The following is a 17872-nucleotide window of genomic DNA, read 5'->3' on the forward strand; positions in this document are numbered from 1 at the left end:
GGATCAACGGCGGGCCGGTGTCCGTCGCGGTCGGCCGGCGGCACCGCGTACGCTCCGCCGGGACGCGCCGTGTGGCGGCGCGCAAGGCGGCCCACCGGACGGGCGCTGCTCGTTTCGGCGCGCATGCCGCATCCTTGAGGGTGTGGAGTCTCTCGGGGACGAGTCGGTCGAGCGGAAGGGGAGGGCGCAGGGGATGAGTGCCGGCGCACCTGCTCATAACGCTTCGGTGCACAACCACCAGCACGATGCGACGGACCGGACGGCCGCAGGGCACCATGGACCGATGGGCGACGACGAGGCGGGCACGGCCCAGGGGGCGATCGGCTCTCTCGTGCTTCGTGCCGTCGACGGGGACGAGCAGGCCACACACGACCTGCTCGCGCACGTCCACCCACTGGCGCTGCGCTACTGCCGCACCCGGCTGTCCAGGCTGCCCGGCGACGCCCGTCACTTCGTGGAGGACCTCGCCCAGGAGGTCTGTGTCGCGGTCCTGCTCGCGCTGCCCCGCTATCGCGACACCGGCCGCCCCTTCGAGGCGTTCGTCTTCGCCATCGCCTCCCACAAGGTCGCCGACCTCCAGCGCGCCGCGATGCGCCACCCGGGTTCGACCGCCGTGCCCTCCGACGAGATGCCCGAGCGGCCCGACGACTCGCTCGGCCCCGAGGAGCGCGCCCTGCTCAGCAGCGACGCCGAGTGGGCCAAGAAGCTGCTGGCCAACCTCCCCGAGAACCAGCGCGAACTGCTGCTGCTGCGCATCGCGGTGGGCCTCACCGCGGAGGAGACGGGACAGATGTTGGGAATGTCACCCGGCGCCGTCCGGGTCGCCCAGCACCGGGCCCTGAGCCGTCTGAGGGCACTGGCCGAGCAGTAGCGGCGACCTCCCGTCGAACACCGTATGAACATACGAAGCCGAAGGTGATCTTCCGCCGTGGAATTTGCTGGCCACGCTTCCCGTTAGCATGGACATCCGCACCGATCAAGGCCATTTGGGGAAGGTGTCATGACTGCCAACGTCGACGGAGTGCCCGGAAAATTCGCGACACTCGGGCTGACCTACGACGACGTGCTGCTGCTGCCGGGCGCATCCGAAGTGCTCCCCAACGCGGCCGACACCTCGTCCCGCATCTCCCGCAACGTCCGGGTGAACATCCCGCTCCTGTCGGCGGCGATGGACAAGGTGACCGAGTCCCGGATGGCGATCTCGATGGCCCGCCTGGGCGGCGTCGGCGTGCTGCACCGCAACCTCTCCATCGAGGACCAGGTCAACCAGGTCGACCTCGTGAAGCGGTCGGAGTCCGGCATGGTCACCGACCCGATCACCGTGCACCCGGAGGCCACGCTCGCCGAGGCGGACGCGCTGTGCGCCAAGTTCCGCATCAGCGGGGTCCCGGTCACCGACGCGGCCGGCAAGCTCCTCGGTATCGTGACCAACCGCGACATGGCCTTCGAGAGCGACCGCAGCCGCCGCGTGCACGAGGTCATGACCCCGATGCCGCTGGTCACCGGCAAGGTCGGCACCTCCGGCCCGGAGGCCATGGAGCTGCTGCGCAGGCACAAGATCGAGAAGCTGCCGCTGGTGGACGACGAGGGCGCCCTCAAGGGCCTGATCACGGTCAAGGACTTCGTCAAGGCCGAGCAGTACCCCAATGCCGCGAAGGACGCCGAGGGCCGGCTGCTCGTCGGTGCCGCGGTCGGTGCCAGCCCGGAGGCGCTGGAGCGCGCCCAGGCCCTCGCCGAGGCCGGTGTGGACTTCCTGGTCGTCGACACCTCGCACGGTCACAACAGCAACGCGCTGAGCTGGATGGCGAAGATCAAGTCGAGCGTGAACGTCGACGTGGTCGGCGGCAACGTCGCCACCCGCGACGGCGCCCAGGCGCTGATCGACGCCGGTGTGGACGGCATCAAGGTGGGCGTGGGGCCGGGCTCCATCTGCACCACCCGTGTCGTCGCCGGCATCGGTGTCCCCCAGGTCACCGCCATCTACGAGGCGTCCCTCGCGGCCGGTCCCGCCGGCATCCCGCTGATCGGCGACGGCGGCCTCCAGTACTCCGGTGACATCGGCAAGGCGCTGGCCGCCGGTGCGGACACGGTGATGCTGGGCAGCCTCCTGGCCGGCTGCGAGGAGTCCCCGGGCGAGCTGCTCTTCATCAACGGCAAGCAGTTCAAGTCGTACCGGGGCATGGGTTCGCTGGGCGCCATGCAGTCCCGCGGCCAGGCCAAGTCCTACTCGAAGGACCGCTACTTCCAGGCCGACGTGACCACCGACGAGAAGCTCGTGCCCGAGGGCGTCGAGGGCCAGGTGCCCTACCGCGGTCCGCTCGCCAACGTGCTGCACCAGCTCGTCGGCGGTCTGCGCCAGACCATGGGCTACGTCGGCGCGGCCACCATCGGGGAGATGGCGTCCAAGGGCCGCTTCGTCCGGATCACCTCCGCGGGCCTCAAGGAGAGCCACCCGCACGACATCCAGATGACGGTCGAGGCGCCGAACTACAGCAACAAGAAGTGACGCGCCGACGCGCGTGACGTCGTACGAAGGCGGTCCCGGAGCATCCGGGGCCGCCTTTGCCGTACTCGTCGGCGATACTGGAAGGCGCTGAAACGCAACAGGGAAAGGCCACAGACGTGACTGAGATCGAGATCGGGCGCGGCAAGCGCGGCCGCCGGGCGTACGCCTTCGACGACATCGCCGTCGTCCCCAGCCGCCGTACGCGGGACCCGAAGGAGGTCTCGATCGCCTGGCAGATCGACGCCTACCGCTTCGAGCTGCCCTTCCTGGCGGCCCCCATGGACTCCGTGGTCTCCCCGGCCACCGCGATCCGCATCGGCGAGCTGGGCGGCCTCGGCGTCCTCAACCTTGAGGGCCTGTGGACGCGGTACGAGGACCCGCAGCCGCTGCTGGACGAGATCACCGAGCTGCCGGCCGAGCGCGCCACCCGCCGCCTCCAGGAGATCTACGCGGCGCCCATCAAGGAGGAGCTGATCGGCGCGCGCATCAAGGAGGTGCGCGACTCCGGCGTGGTCACGGCCGCCGCGCTCTCCCCGCAGCGTACCGCCCAGTTCTCCAAGGCTGTCGTGGACGCGGGCGTGGACATCTTCGTCATCCGCGGCACCACCGTCTCGGCGGAGCACGTCTCGTCCTCGCACGAGCCGCTGAACCTGAAGCAGTTCATCTACGAGCTGGACGTCCCGGTGATCGTGGGCGGCTGCGCCACCTACACCGCCGCGCTGCACCTGATGCGCACCGGCGCGGCCGGCGTCCTGGTCGGCTTCGGCGGCGGCGCCGCGCACACGACGCGCAATGTGCTGGGCATCCAGGTTCCGATGGCCACCGCCGTCGCCGACGTGGCCGCGGCCCGCCGCGACTACATGGACGAGTCCGGCGGCCGCTACGTGCACGTGATCGCGGACGGCGGCGTCGGCTGGTCCGGCGACCTGCCCAAGGCGATCGCCTGCGGCGCCGACGCGGTGATGATGGGCTCCCCGCTGGCCCGCGCCACGGACGCGCCCGGCAAGGGCCACCACTGGGGCATGGAGGCGGTCAACGAGGAGCTGCCGCGCGGCAAGAAGGTCGACCTCGGCACCGTCGGCACCATCGAGGAGGTCCTCACCGGCCCGTCCCACACCCCGGACGGCTCGATGAACCTCTTCGGCGCCCTGCGCCGCGCCATGTCCACCACCGGCTACAGCGAGCTCAAGGAGTTCCAGCGGGTCGAGGTGACGATCGCGGACAGCCAGCACAAGCGCTGACCCGCCGTACACACGCGCAGGGGCCCGGCCACCGATGCGCCGATGCGGTGGCCGGGCCCCTGCGCGTGTGTGCGCCCCTTACTGGGCGGCCTTCTTGGCGGCCGAGAACGCGGCGAAACCGGCGAGCGCGAAGAACAGGAAGGTCAGCGGGTCGGCGTCCGCCTTCCATGCCTCCTGCACCACGCCGAAGTGGCCGAAGAAGACGTCGGTGAAGTTCACGCCGAGCGCCTTGGCGCCGATCATGGCCTCGCCCACCAGCTGGCCGAAGTACACCGAGACCAGCGCCAGCACCACGGAGGCGACCGGCAGGACGGCGTTGCGGCCGCCCGCCTTGCCCGCCGCGAGGCCGACGACGAAGCCGACACCCACGGCCGCGTAGCCGATCTCGTGCTTGGTGGCGCCGATGATGAGGCCGTAGAGCCCGGCGGCGACCACGGCGGCCACCACCGCGGCGATCAGGCCGAGGGCCGCGTTGCCGCGGACCGGCGCGGGTGCGGCGGGGGCCATCGGCCCGGGAGCGCCGAGGCCCGGCTGCGGCGGGTACGGAGCCTGCGCCTGCTGGGCGTACGGGCCGGCGTCGACCGGGCCGGACTGCGGCGGCTGCGGCGGTGGTGCTGACTGGCTCATGACAGGAATCCCCCCGTGCTGCGGTACAACTGGATGAGGTGGAACGGAAGACCGGCTCGCATCTGTGTGCGGCAAGTCCGGGGGAGACTAACAGGCAGGACCGACAACGCCCGGCTTGTTTTCCTATCGTGATCTCGTGCGAGGTTTCGGCGCCCCGCCGCTCAGAGCCGGTGCGCCGCTCCCGTCGGGGTGGCTCCCCGGGTGTCCAGGAGCAGTTGGGCCTTCACCGACAGACCCTGGAGGTCGTAGGTGCGGTGCTGTTGGAGCAGGATCGTCAGGTCGGCGGCCGCGGCGGCCTCGTAGAGCGAGTCCGCGCGCGGGACCGGGCGGTCCAGGACGCTCCACGCGGGCACGTAGGGGTCGTGGTAGCTCACGGTCGCGCCGAGTTCCATCAGGCGTACGGCGATCTCCCGGGCCGGGGCGCCCTGCTGGTCGGGGAGGTCCGCCTTGTAGGTCACGCCGAGCAGCAGCACGCGGGCGCCCCGGGCGGACTTGCCGTGCTCGTTGAGGAGGGTCGCGGCGCGCTGCACGACGTACCCGGGCATCCGGTTGTTGACCTGCTGGGCCAGTTCCACCATGCGCAGGGCGCGGCTCGCCTGCCCGGCGAGGTCCTGCGGGACGGCGTGGCCGCCGACGCCGGGGCCCGGCCGGAACGCCTGGAAGCCGAACGGCTTGGTCTCGGCGCAGCGGATGACGTCCCACAGGTCGACGCCGAGTTCGTGGCAGAGCACCGCCATCTCGTTCACCAGCGCGATGTTGACGTGCCGGAAGTTGGTCTCCAGGAGCTGCACCGCCTCCGCCTCGCGCAGCCCCCGCGCGCGGACCACCTTGTCGGTGAGCCGGCCGTAGAAGGCGGCGGCCGACTCGGTGCAGGCGGGGGTGAGCCCGCCGATGACCTTGGGGGTGCCGGCGGGGGTGTGCGCGCGGTTGCCGGGGTCGACCCGGCTGGGGGAGTAGGCGAGATGGAAGTCGCGGCCCGCGCGCATGCCGGAACCCTCTTCCAGCAGGGGGCGCAGGAAGTCCTCGGTCGTCCCCGGCGGCACGGGCGACTCCAGGATGACGGTGGTGTGCGGGCGCAGCCGTCCGGCGAGGGCGCGGGCGGCGGCCCCGACCTGGCCGAGGTCCGGGCCGCCGTCGGCGCCGCGCGGGGTGGGCGCGCAGATCACCGCGGTGCGCACCCGCCCGAGCTGGGCGGGGTCGGTGGCGCGCCGGAACCCGGAGGCGTGCATCCGGCGCAGCTCGGCGGGGCTCAGCGGCCCCGCCTCGGGTCCGGTGGCATAGCCGAGCGTGGGGATGCCGGCGGCCACCGCGGCCTGGGCGAGCGGCAAACCGTAGGGGCCGAGTCCGATGACGGCGAGGTCTGCGGGCATGGCGTGGGCCGTCCTTCCCAGTAACCGAAGGGGAGCGGGTGCGCAACCGCTGTGGACAGGATGAGCGAGCGCACTGTCACACTAGGAGTAAATATGACCGTTATGTGGGATTCTGTTCGTGTGTCTCCCGGGGATGTGCGCTGGTTATCCACAGGTCGCGGGTGCGTGGTGGCTGAAGTCGGGCAAGCCGGTCAGAATTTGGGCATGAGGTGGTGGTGACCGGGCCTCGCCCTCCGGGTGCGGCCGACGCGAGCGACTCAGCGACAGCGGGAGGCAGCGGTGAGGACAGCGACTCTGGGACCGGTGCAGCGCGCCGAGGCACTGGCGGCGATGGCCGAGCACGAGCTGGACGTCCTGGTGATCGGCGCCGGCGTCGTGGGGGCGGGCACCACGCTGGACGCCGTCACCCGCGGACTGTCCACCGGCCTGGTCGAGGCCCGGGACTGGGCGTCCGGCACCTCCAGCCGCTCCAGCAAGCTCATCCACGGCGGACTGCGCTATCTGGAGATGCTCGACTTCGCGCTCGTCCGCGAGGCGTTGAAGGAGCGCGGGCTGCTCCTGGAGCGGCTCGCCCCGCACCTGGTCAAACCGGTGCCGTTCCTCTACCCGTTGCAGCACCGCGGCTGGGAGCGGCTGTACGCGGGGTCAGGTGTCGCGCTCTACGACGCGATGTCCATGGCCCGCGGCCACGGCCGGGGCCTGCCCGTGCACCGGCACCTGAGCCGTGGTCAGGCCCTGCGCGTGGCGCCCTGCCTGCGCAAGGACGCCCTCGTCGGCGCCCTCCAGTACTACGACGCCCAGGTGGACGACGCCCGCTTCGTGGCCACCCTGGTGCGCACGGCGGCGTCGTACGGCGCGAAGGTGGCCAACCGGGCGCGCGTCACCGGGTTCCTACGGGAGGGCGAGCGGGTCGTCGGCGCCCGGGTGCAGGACGTCGAGGGCGGCGGGGAGTACGAGGTGCGCGCCCAGCAGATCGTCAACGCCACGGGGGTGTGGACCGACGACACCCAGGCCATGGTGGGCGAGCGCGGCCAGTTCCACGTCCGTGCCTCCAAGGGCATCCACCTGGTCGTGCCCAAGGACCGCATCCACTCCACCACCGGACTGATCCTGCGCACCGAGAAGTCCGTCCTGTTCGTCATCCCCTGGGGCCGGCACTGGATCGTCGGCACCACCGACACCGACTGGGACCTCGACAAGGCCCATCCGGCCGCGTCCAGCGCCGACATCGACTACCTGCTGGAACACGTCAACTCGGTGCTCGGCGTGCCACTCGGGCGCGACGACGTGCAGGGGGTGTACGCGGGACTGCGGCCGCTGCTGGCCGGCGAGTCCGACGCCACCAGCAAGCTGTCCCGCGAGCACACGGTGGCCCATCCGGCGCCGGGCCTGGTGGTCGTGGCGGGCGGCAAGTACACCACCTACCGGGTGATGGCGAAGGACGCCGTCGACGAGGCGGTGCACGGCCTCGACCGGCGCGTCGCCGACTGCGTGACCGAGGAGACCCCGCTGCTCGGCGCGGAGGGCTACCAGGCGCTGTGGAACGCGCGGGCCCGCATAGCCGCCCGCACCGGGCTGCACACGGTCCGGGTCGAACACCTGCTGAACCGGTACGGGTCGATGGCCGAGGAGATCTTCGACCTGGTGGAGGGGGACCCCGCGCTCGGCGAACCGCTGCGCGCCGCCGACGACTATCTGCGCGCCGAGGTCGTCTACGCCGCCTCGCACGAGGGCGCCCGGCACCTGGACGACGTCCTCACCCGGCGCACCCGCATCTCCATCGAGACCTTCGACCGCGGCACCCGCAGCGCCCGCGAGGCCGCCGAACTGATGGCGCCGGTCCTCGGCTGGGACGAGGACCGGATCCAACGCGAGGTGGAGCACTACGAGAAGCGCGTGGAGGCCGAACGCGAGTCCCAACTCCAGCCCGACGACCAGACGGCGGACGCGGCGCGGCTGGGGGCGCCGGACATCGTGCCGCTGAGTTGAGGGGCGGGGGGTGAAGGGGCGGGGGGTGAAGGGGCGGGGGTGCTCGTCGGGTGATGGGGGGCGGGCCGGTTTGTCGAGGGGGGCGGGGTAGCGGGCTGCTCTGTCGGGGGAGGGGCGGGGAGGGGGCGGGGGAGGGGGGAGGGCCCCCGGGGGGTGAGGTGTTTCGGGGTGGTGGCCGCCCCCCCCCGGCGCAGCGGTTTGGGTGGGTGTGACCGGAGGGTCGGCACCGGGGGTCGCCGGGTTCTCACGGGCCGTCATGCCGGGCGGGGGAAGGGCGGCTTCGCGGAGGTCCGGGGAGGGCCCCACGGCGTGGAGCACTTGTCGGGTGAGAGACAATGGAGGCTCTGTCAGGGCGGGTTGTATGAGGGGACGCATGTCGGAGGCGGATCGGGCGGGGACACCTCGTCAGGAGACTCGGCAGGGCAAGAGCGGACGGCGTCTCCTCGCCGGGCGGTACCGGCTGGGAGACGTGCTGGGCCGCGGCGGCATGGGCACGGTCTGGCGCGCCGAGGACGAGACCCTCGGCCGTACGGTCGCCGTCAAGGAACTCCGGTTCCCGACGAACATCGACGAGGAGGAGAAGCGGCGCCTGATCACGCGCACCCTGCGCGAGGCCAAGGCGATCGCCCGGATCCGCAACAACAGCGCGGTGACGGTCTTCGACGTGGTCGACGAGGACGACCGGCCATGGATCGTCATGGAGCTGGTGGAGGGCAAGTCCCTCGCCGAGGTCATCCGCGAGGACGGCGTGCTGGAGCCCAGGCGGGCCGCCGAGGTGGGCCTCGCCGTCCTCGACGTGCTGCGCTCCGCCCACCGCGAGGGCATCCTGCACCGGGACGTGAAGCCGTCCAACGTGCTCATCGCCGACGACGGCCGCGTCGTCCTCACCGACTTCGGCATCGCGCAGGTCGAGGGCGACCCGTCCATCACCTCCACCGGCATGCTCGTCGGCGCCCCCTCCTACATCTCCCCGGAGCGCGCCCGCGGCCACAAGCCGGGCCCCGCGGCCGATCTGTGGTCGCTCGGCGGGCTGCTGTACGCGGCGGTCGAGGGCGTGCCGCCGTACGACAAGGGCTCCGCGATCGCCACGCTCACCGCGGTGATGACCGAGCCGCTGGAGGAGCCCAAGAACGCGGGCCCGCTGCGGGACGTCATCTACGGCCTGCTCACCAAGGACCCGGCCGAGCGGCTCGACGACGCCGGGGCGCGGGTGCTGCTCGACAAGGTGATCCACGCGCGCGAGCCGGAGCCGCTGGACGCCACCCGGGTCGTACCGCTGCCCGTGCAGCCGGGCGACGGCGAGGGCAAGCGGAACGAGGAGGCCGCGGAGAAGCTGCGCGGCGCGCTGCGGTCGGTGCGCAAGGCGGCGGGGGCGGCCGGTGCCGCGGCCGGTGCCGGTACCGCTTCCGGGGCGGCCCCCGAGGCCGTCGCCGCGCCGAGCTCCGCCGGGAACCCGCCCGGCGACAAGGGCAACGGCAACGCCGGCGCGGCCAGGCCCAGTTCGGGCTGGCCCGTCATGCCGCCGCCGGATCTGGACCTGCCGCCGCGGCCGGTGCCGCGCGCCTCGCTCACCGATGTGGTGCCCAGACGCACGCTGGTGATCGTCGCCGTGGTGGTGGCGCTCGCGGTGATCGGCACCGTTCTGGCCGTCGCCCTCAGCGGCAGCGACAAGAACGGCAAGGGCGCCGCCCGGACCACGGCCGGTGCGAGCGCGTCCGCCGAGGGCGGCCACGGCACATCGCCGGGGAGCGGTACCCGCACCGACGGCGGGAGTTCGGCGCCCACCGGCCCGGGGACCGGGGCCGCGACGGGAACGGGTTCCGCGACGGGCGCCGGCGCGAGCGCGTCCGCCTCCGCCGGGAGCGCGCCGGCCGTCTCCACCCGCAAGGGCGGGCAGGGCTACTCGATCGGGCTGCCCCGGGGATGGTCGTACCAGTCCCACGGACCGGCCGGTGACCGTTACACCGGTCCCGGCGGGCAGAAGCTGCTCGTCGCCTGGACCGACACGCCCAAGGACGACCCGGTGGCGGACTGGAAGAGCCAGGAGCACTACATGGTGCGCGCGCAGTACCACCGGATCCGGATCGAGCAGGTGGACTACCGCGGCTGGAACACGGCCGACTGGGAGTTCACCTACGTCGACGGAGGCACCGGGTACCGCACCATCGACCGCGGCTTCGTGGTCGACGGCCACCTCGGCTACGCGCTGATGTACACCGCGAAGGCCGACGACTGGCACGGCGACCTGCGCAAGGACACCTGGCGGACGCTGACGGCGTCGTTCCGGGCCAAGTCCTAGGACCCGCCCGCCGGTTCATGGCGCCGGAATCCGGCATCCGCGCGGTGCGGGTTGCCTCCGGCACGTATCGTGAATGGTTGAGGACCGTACGGAGCCGGGTGCCGGCGCGGAACGGCCCGTGACGCGAACGGATGTGACCAGACCGGGCGGCCGGGGGAGGGGGAGGCGGAATGGACGACTACGCGGGCCGGGTACTGGCCGACCGCTACCGCCTGCCGCTGCCGCCGTCCGACGCGTACGAGCTGACGGAGACCCGCGCCTTCGACACCTACAGCGGCCAGGAGGTGCTGGTCCGTCAGGTGCCGTTGCCCGAGGTCGTCGAGGCCGAGGTGATCGACGCGGAGGGCCTGCCCGAGGGGTTCGCGCGCGGGCGCGGAGCGCGTTCCGTGCCGGCCGCGAGGGGCGCGACGCGGCAGCCGACCGAGCCCGCGGTGCGGCGCGCCGTCGAGGCCGCGCAGGCGGCGGCCCGCATCCCCGACCATCCACGCCTCGACCAGGTGTTCGACGTCTTCGCCGAGGGCGGCTCGCTGTGGATCGTCAGCGAGTGGGTCGCCGCCCGCCCGTTGTCCGCGCTCCTCGCCGAGCGCCCCCTCACGCCGTACCGCGCCGCCGAGGTCGCCTCCGACGTCCTCATGGCCCTGCGCGTCCTGCACGCCCACGGCTGGGTCCACCGCAACGTCACCGCCCGCACGGTCCTCGTCTGCGACGACGGCCGCGTGATGCTGACCGGCCTCGCGTCCGGCGCCGCGGAGGAGGCGCTGTGCGGGTACGACCCGGTGCCGGGGGCGGAGGACGACGAGGGCCCCGGCGAACACGCGTCCGGGGCCGTGCCGATCGCCGGGCGGCCCGGTGACGTCGTCGCGTCCGATGCCGTGGACCCCGAGGCCGCGCGGCGGGCCGCCATCCAGGCGCGGGCGGCCGGCGGGCCGGCGGTGCCGGGGGCGAACGGGGCGGTCGGCGGGCCCGAGGCGTCCGGTACGGCGGGGCAGCGGGCGGCGGACAGCGGTGCCGACATCCGTGCCGCGCGGGCCGGGGCGATCGCCGCGTACCGGGCGGGGGCCCGTGCCGCGGCCCGGGTGCAGGAGGCGAGGCAGGGCGAAGGCGCCGCGCTGCCCGGGGCCCGGCGGGCCCCGGAGGACGACGGGGGCGCCGACCTGCCGGCCGGGAGCGAGGGGGCGTCGTCGCACTCCCGGGCGCCCTACCCCGGGGGGCCCGCCCGGCCCGTCGAGGACGCCGGTGCGGCGCGGTCGCCGTACCCGACGGGGCACGCGCCGTACGCCCCGGGACCCTCGCCGCACGACCCGCGGCCGTTGCCCCAACGCCCCTCCTCCGGCCTGGCCGCCCGGTCGCCGTACCCCTCGGTTCCGGCCCCCCGCCCCGACACCCCTGGCCGCTCCGTCGACCCCTACGGGGTGCGCGGCGCCCGGACCCCCGCCCCGCACGGCCTCGAACCCGCCCGGCACGACACCCCGGCCCCGGCCCCCGCCCTACCGCCCAGGACGCACGCCCGCTGGGACGAGTCCGCGCCCGGTGCCGGTGCGCGGCGGCCCGGCGGGGCGCTCGCGGCCGAGCGGGCCCGGCAGGCGCGGATGGCCGTGGTGGGGCCGGTGACCGAGCGGTGGGCGCCGGAGCAGGCCGGGCCGGTGCACGAGAACTGGCAGCTGGCGGCGCCGGTCGGGCCCGCCACCGATCTGTGGGCGCTGGGCGCGCTGTTGTTCCGCGCGGTGCAGGGGCATGCGCCGTATCCCGAGGAATCCACCGCGGAACTGGTGCAGTTGGTGTGCGCCGAGCCGCCCGCCTACGCCGAGGAGTGCGGTCCGCTGCGGCCGGTGGTGGAGTCGCTGCTGCGCCAGGACCCCACCGAGCGGCCGGACTTCGAGGAACTGGGCGGCTGGCTGCGCTCGCTGGTGCGGTCCGCGCCCGAGCCGGAGGCCGGTGCGCGCGTGGTGCCCGTACCGCCCGCCGATCCGCGCCGGCTGCCGATCATCCGGCGCCGGGGCGAGCTGGTGCGACGGCGGCGCCCCGGGCTGCCCGAGCCGCACGCCCGGCACAAGCGGGGGCGCGAGGGCGGGAGTTCGCCGAACCGCCTGGGCCGGGTCCTGCTCGTGCTGATCCTGCTCCTGCTGGCCGGCGCGGTCGCGTACGCGATGCTGTTCATGCCCCGGCAGCACGCGCGGCACGGGCAGAGCGGGACCGGCACGAACCGTTCCGCCGGCCAGGCGAGTCCCGCGCCCGCCCGCTCCCAGCACAGCCCCACCGCCTCCGAGACCCAGACCGGCACCACCTCCTCCGTGCCCGACGGCTTCGCCCTGCGCAAGGACCCCGAGGGCTTCGAGATCGCCGTGGCCAAGGGCTGGACACGCGCACCGAAGAACGGCAGCGGCGAAGTGGTCTACGCGCACGGCGACTTCGAGCTGACGGTCGTACCCGGGCGGGACGGCGCGTCGACGTACGGCAGCGATCCGATGGCCTACCAGCGGGACAAGGAACGCGAACTCCAGCCGTACCGCGACTCCAGCTGGGCCACCGCCACCGGGCTGCGCACCATCGAGGTGGGCGGACGGACCATGGCCGAGGGGCAGTTCACCTGGACCGACGGTCAGGGCCGCGATCTGTACGTGCGCAACATGGCGATCCTGCTGAACGGGCGGTACCACATCCTCCAGGTCCGCGGCCCGGACGCCGACCGGGACGAGGTGACACGGCTGTACGAGGAAGCTACCGCGACGTACCGCTACACCGGTTGAGCATGGCGTACACAACGGGCCGTGCCCGGCGCGCCGGTTCCCGTTTCCGTGCGGAAATGACCATCGTCACAGTGCGGTTTCCTTGGGACCCCGCTTGTTCCCTGAGAACGAGCCGGTCCTTAGTCTGACCCTGACAAGAGCATTGCGGGGCAACGTGAATCAGATGCAGGGCCTGCTCATAGCGGGCCGCTACCGGCTTGCCGACTCCATCGGCAGCGGTGGCATGGGCCGGGTGTGGCGCGCCCACGACGAGGTGCTGCACCGGACGGTCGCCGTCAAGGAGTTGACCGCCGCGCTCTACGTCTCCGACAGCGACCAGGCGGTCCTGCTGGCCCGCACCCGGGCCGAGGCGCGGGCCGCGGCGCGCATCAACCACTCCGCCGTCGTCACCGTGCACGACGTGCTCGAACACGACGGCCGGCCCTGGATCGTGATGGAGCTGGTCGAGGGCAACTCGCTGGCCGACGCGGTCAAGGAGCAGGGGCGCATCGAGCCGCGCGAGGCCGCGCGGATCGGGCTGTGGGTGCTGCGGGCGCTGCGCGCCGCGCATTCCGCCGGCGTACTGCACCGGGACGTCAAGCCTGGCAACGTTCTCCTCGGCCGCGACGGCCGGGTGCTGCTCACCGACTTCGGCATCGCCCAGATCGAGGGCGACTCCACCATCACCCGCACCGGAGAGGTCGTCGGCTCGGTCGACTACCTCGCGCCCGAACGGGTGCGCGGCCACGATCCCGGCTCCGCCTCCGACCTGTGGGCGCTCGGTGCGACGCTGTACACGGCGGTGGAGGGGCGCTCGCCGTTCCGCCGTACCTCGCCGCTGAGCACCATGCAGGCGGTCGTCGAGGAGGAGGCCGAACAGCCGCGCAACGCCGGGCCGCTCGGACCGGTCATCTCCGCGCTGCTGCGCAAGGAACCGGAGCTGCGGCCGGGCGCGGAGGAGGCCGAGCAGATGCTCGCCGAGGCCGCGGAGGGGCGGCGGCCCCCTGCCGCCCAGGCGTTCGTGCCGACCCAGAGCACGGGCCTGCACGGACCCGGGGACACCGGCGGCTACGGCGCCCCGGCCGCGGCGGGTCCGCCCCCGGCCGGCCGGTCGGCCCTCGGGCCGACCGTCGTGGGCCCCGTGCCGGGACACGGCGCGGGAGGGCCCGCGCGCCCCCGGCGCAGGCTGCGCACGCTCGCACTCGTCGTCGCCGTCGCGGCCGTGCTCGGCGGTGGCGCGGCGGTGGGCTTCCAGGAGTGGAACAGCAGCCGTCACCACACGACGGCGGGCGGCGGCACGGACGCCGGCCCGACCTCCTCGGCGAGCCCCGGCGGCGGCCACGGCCAGGAGGGCACCGGCACCGTCCCGGACAACTGGGAGACCCACCACGACCCGCTGGGCTTCAGCATCTCCCTGCCCAAGGGCTGGAAGCGCCAGGTGTACGGCATCGACGGTCCCCTGAAGCAGATCGACTACACCCCCGACGGCGGCAAGCACTTCGTGCGCATCTCCATCGACAGCTCGCCGGACTTCCTCGACGCCCACGAGCACCAGAAGGATCTCGAACAGCAGCTCCAACGGCTCGTCGGCTACCAGCGCGTGACGCTCGAACAGAACGTCTACCGCGACCGGAACGGCTCGCTGTGGGAGTACACCTGGACCGCGCTGAAGAAGGACCCGCCGTACGTGGCGGGCCCGCGGCACGCCATCGAGGAGACGTACTTCTCGCGCGAGGGCACCGAGTACGCCATCTACATGTCCGGGCCCGCCGCCGACTGGCCGCGGATCGGCAAGCAGTTCAAGTGGGTGCTCCAGAGCTGGCAGCAGCCGGCCGCGACGCGATGAGGGGCCTTGAGCCGAACGGGTGCGCTTTGCGACTGAAACGGCTGAAAACGAGTCACTGAACAGCGTGGCTTGGCCGATCGAGGCCCCGGAGCGGATGGGTCCGTTGCGGCATGATGGGCGCATGGGGACCGAGGGCGCCGACTTCCGGGTGATCGCCGGCCGTTACCGCCTCCAGGCGCGGATCGGGCGCGGCGGCATGGGCGTCGTATGGCGGGCGAGCGACGAGCTGCTGGGCCGGCTCGTCGCGGTCAAGGAGATCCTCGCGGACGACTCGCTCCCGGAGGACGACGCACGGCGGCGCCGCGACCGTACGTTCCGGGAGGCGCGCGCGGTCGCGCAGCTGCGGCACCCGCACATCATCGTCGTGCACGACGTGGTCGAGCAGGACGAACGCCCGTACCTGGTCATGGAGCTGATCGACGGCTGCTCGCTCGCCGACCGGATCGCCCGGCACGGTCCGGTGACCCCGGTCGAGGCCGCGCGGATCGGCATCGCCCTGCTCAGCGCCCTGGACACCGCGCACGAGGCCGGGGTGCTGCACCGGGACATCAAGCCCGCGAACGTCCTGATCGAGTCGGGCACCGACCGGGTCGTGCTCACCGACTTCGGCATCGCGCAGGTCGAGGGCGCCACCACGCTCACCGAGACCGGCTCCTTCGTCGGCTCGCCCGAGTACACCGCGCCCGAGCGGATGTCCGGGGTGCGTACCGGCCCGGAGTCCGATCTGTGGTCGCTGGGCGCGCTGCTGTGCACGGTGCTCAGCGGCGAGTCGCCGTTCCGGCGCGACTCGCTCGGCGGCATCCTGCACGCCGTGGTCGCCGCCGAGATCAGGCCGCCCGTCGAGGCCGAGCCGCTGCTGCCCGTCGTGCGGGGGCTACTGGAGCGCGACCCGGACCGCCGGCTCGGCGCGGCGGAGGCCGAGTGGATGCTCCGCGTCTATCTGGAGACCGGGCGGGCGCCGGAGGCGCCGGGTGCGCCGCGCGGGCACCGGCTCGGGACGGGGCGTCCGCCGAAGCCCGTGCCACAGCCGCCCGCCCGGCCGGGCGTGTCCGGCGCGCCCGGGGGCACGGCGGAGGCGCCGCCCGGACGCTCCTCGACGCGCGCGGTGCTGCTGGCGGCGCTGCTCGTCGCGGCGCTCGCGGCGGCGGGCGGGTCGGCGGCGACGCTGCTGCTCAACCGGGACGAGAGCGGGGGCGGCGGGAGCCCGGGGGGCACGGCGACGACGCCCGCGACCGGGAACGGGACCGGCACGCGCCCCGCGCCGTCGTCCTCCGCCCCGGCCCCGTCCCGGCCCGGCTCCCCGACGCCGAGCCCGGGTCCCGGCACCGCGCCCTCCGGCTACCGCACCGCCAGGGACCCCGCCGGGTTCTCGCTCGCCGTGCCCGACGACTTCACCCGCAGTCCGCAGGGCGAGCGGGTCTTCTACCTCTCGCCGGAGGGGACGTACCGCCTCGGCGTCAAGGTCGGCACGCCCGGGCCCGGCGGTCCGCAGGCGGTGATGCAGGCGCAGGCGGCGGGCGGGCAGGTCACCAACCCCGGTTACCGCGACGGCCGGGTCACCCGCACCACGCACGCCGGACACCCCGCCGCGCTCTGGGAGTTCACCTGGAACGGGTACAGCGCGGCGGAGGGCCCCCGGCACACGTACGACCTGTGCTGGGAGGAGTCCGGACGGCTGTACGACGTGTGGGTGTCGGCGCCGGTCGGGAAGGTGCGCGAGGCGCGGGAGTACTTCGACGTCGCGCTGGACACGTTCTCGGCGACACCCTCCTGACCGCCGTGCGCCGGTGCGCCGCGTCACGGGTTCGTGACCGGTGCCGCCGGCGAGTGGCTCGGCGGCGCGAGGGAGCGACAGGGATGGTGCATGCAGAGTGACGGGGGAGCGGGCCGGCCGGCCGACGACACGACGAGCTTCGTCCTTCGGCCGCCGAGGCCGCGCACACGGCAGGACGCGATACCGGTGCCGGGCCCGGCCGCCGCACCCGGGCCCCTGATCGCGGGGCGTTACCGGCTGACGGCCAGGCTGGGCCGGGGCGGGATGGGCACGGTGTGGCGGGCCCGGGACGAGACCGTGGACCGCGAGGTCGCCGTCAAGGAACCCCGGGTACCGGACCACCTTCCCGAACGGGAACGCGCCAACGCCTTCGAACGGATGCGCCGCGAGGCCCGCGCCGCGGCCCGCCTCGACCATCCGGCCGTGGTGAACGTGTACGACGTCGCGGTGGTCGACGGCCGCCCCTGGCTCGTGACGGAGCTGGTGCACGGCCGCACGCCGGGCGATGTGCTCGACGAGGGCACGTTGGACGCGCGCGAGGCGGCCCGGGTCGGCCTGGAGGTGCTCGGCGGGCTGGAGGCGGCGCACGCGGCGGGCGTCCTGCACCGGGACGTGAAGCCCGACAACGTGCTGCTGGGGCGGCACGGCCGGGTGGTGCTCACCGACTTCGGCATCGCCCGGATCGAGGGCGACACGCGGCTCACGGACACCGGGGGCTTTGTCGGCTCGCCCGAATACGTCGCCCCGGAACGGGTGCTGGGGCAGCTGCCCGGACCCGCGAGCGACCCGTGGTCCCTGGGCGTGCTGCTGTACACCGCGACGGAGGGCGTGTCGCCGTTCCGGCGCAGCAACACCCCGGCGACCCTCCAGTCCGTCCTCAACGCGACCCCGGCCCCGCCTGCCGCGACCCCGGCCCCGCCCGCCGCGACCCCGGCCCCGCCCGCCGCGACCCCGGCCCCGCCCGCCGCGGCTGCGGGCCCGCCGGCCGAGGTCATCGACGGGCTGCTGAGGAAGGACCCGGCGCAGCGGCCGTCCGCGGAACGGGTGCGCGCGCTGCTGACGGAGGCGGTCGGACCGCCGGCGCCCCAGCGGGTGGTCCGGCCTTCGGCCCCGTCGGCGCCGGCCGCAGCGCCCGTGTCGTGCCGCCGGCGTCGCGGTCGTACCGCCTGGCTGGGGTCGGGCGCCGCGGTGGCGGCCCTCCCTGGACATGCCCGAGGGCGCGAAGACGCGCCCGGACGACACCGCCACCTACAAGGGCCGGGAGGCCGCGCGCAACACGGTCACCTACACGACCGACGACAGCCAGGACCCGCGCCCTCGCGAACTCCAGGTCTTCTACTACCGCACGCGCTCCGGCGACATGTACAAGCTGGTCGTCGGCTACCCGGGCAAGGGCGACTTCACCGAGCGGGGCCGCGAGGTGGCGAGGGCGGCGATCGCGGATCTGGAGGTCGGGAAGCTCTGAGGGGCGAGGTGCCGGGGGCCGGGCCCGGC

At 73.9% G+C, this 17872-nt stretch carries 10 protein-coding genes and 1 pseudogene; 9 read left to right on the forward strand and 2 right to left on the reverse strand.

Translation table 11 applies throughout. From position 1 onward, the window contains the following. Nucleotides 1-283: 283 nt before the first annotated feature. The 3 genes from ACWDD7_RS09635 to ACWDD7_RS09645 all read left to right on the forward strand — a co-directional run bounded on the left by ACWDD7_RS09635 (nt 284) and on the right by ACWDD7_RS09645 (nt 3747). Nucleotides 284-871, forward strand: coding sequence for a sigma-70 family RNA polymerase sigma factor (locus tag ACWDD7_RS09635; protein ID WP_450456943.1), 588 nt, complete (start codon nt 284-286; stop codon nt 869-871). A 129-nt stretch (nt 872-1000) separates the two neighbouring features. Next, nucleotides 1001-2506, forward strand: coding sequence for an IMP dehydrogenase (gene guaB, locus ACWDD7_RS09640; RefSeq protein WP_450456944.1), 1506 nt, complete (start codon nt 1001-1003; stop codon nt 2504-2506). Between the two features lie 116 nt (nt 2507-2622). Beyond that, nucleotides 2623-3747 carry a GuaB3 family IMP dehydrogenase-related protein gene (locus ACWDD7_RS09645; RefSeq protein WP_392218460.1) on the forward strand — a complete coding sequence of 375 codons (1125 nt, stop codon included), beginning with the start codon at nt 2623-2625 and terminating at the stop codon, nt 3745-3747. A gap of 78 nt (nt 3748-3825) precedes the next feature. On the opposite strand, the gene ACWDD7_RS09650 is transcribed toward ACWDD7_RS09645, so the two are convergent. Next, nucleotides 3826-4374, reverse strand: a complete 549-nt coding sequence (locus ACWDD7_RS09650) for a hypothetical protein (protein WP_351879484.1) — start codon at nt 4372-4374, stop codon at nt 3826-3828. Between the two features lie 161 nt (nt 4375-4535). After that, nucleotides 4536-5744, reverse strand: coding sequence for a nucleotide sugar dehydrogenase (locus ACWDD7_RS09655; RefSeq protein ID WP_450456945.1), 1209 nt, complete (start codon nt 5742-5744; stop codon nt 4536-4538). Between the two features lie 279 nt (nt 5745-6023). On the opposite strand from ACWDD7_RS09655, the gene ACWDD7_RS09660 reads away from it, so the two are divergent. The 6 genes and pseudogenes from ACWDD7_RS09660 (at nt 6024) to ACWDD7_RS09685 (ending at nt 17843) form a co-directional block, all read left to right on the forward strand. Beyond that, the gene (locus tag ACWDD7_RS09660; RefSeq protein ID WP_392219002.1) at nt 6024-7733 is read left to right on the forward strand and encodes a glycerol-3-phosphate dehydrogenase/oxidase; all 1710 of its coding nucleotides are present in this window, start codon (nt 6024-6026) and stop codon (nt 7731-7733) included. Nucleotides 7734-8106: 373 nt separating this feature from the next. Next, nucleotides 8107-10032, forward strand: a complete 1926-nt coding sequence (locus tag ACWDD7_RS09665; RefSeq protein ID WP_450456946.1) for a serine/threonine-protein kinase — start codon at nt 8107-8109, stop codon at nt 10030-10032. 170 nt (nt 10033-10202) lie between these two features. Next, the gene (locus ACWDD7_RS09670) at nt 10203-12779 is read left to right on the forward strand and encodes a protein kinase (protein ID WP_450456947.1); all 2577 of its coding nucleotides are present in this window, start codon (nt 10203-10205) and stop codon (nt 12777-12779) included. Between the two features lie 163 nt (nt 12780-12942). Beyond that, nucleotides 12943-14604, forward strand: coding sequence for a serine/threonine-protein kinase (locus tag ACWDD7_RS09675; protein WP_450456948.1), 1662 nt, complete (start codon nt 12943-12945; stop codon nt 14602-14604). A gap of 121 nt (nt 14605-14725) precedes the next feature. Next, nucleotides 14726-16378 (forward strand): serine/threonine-protein kinase, encoded by a 1653-nt coding sequence (locus ACWDD7_RS09680; RefSeq protein WP_450456949.1) that lies wholly within the window; start codon nt 14726-14728, stop codon nt 16376-16378. 90 nt (nt 16379-16468) lie between these two features. Beyond that, nucleotides 16469-17843: pseudogene (locus ACWDD7_RS09685) on the forward strand (serine/threonine-protein kinase). Nucleotides 17844-17872 lie beyond the last annotated feature (29 nt).

This window comes from Streptomyces sp. NPDC001056 (genome assembly GCF_053598955.1).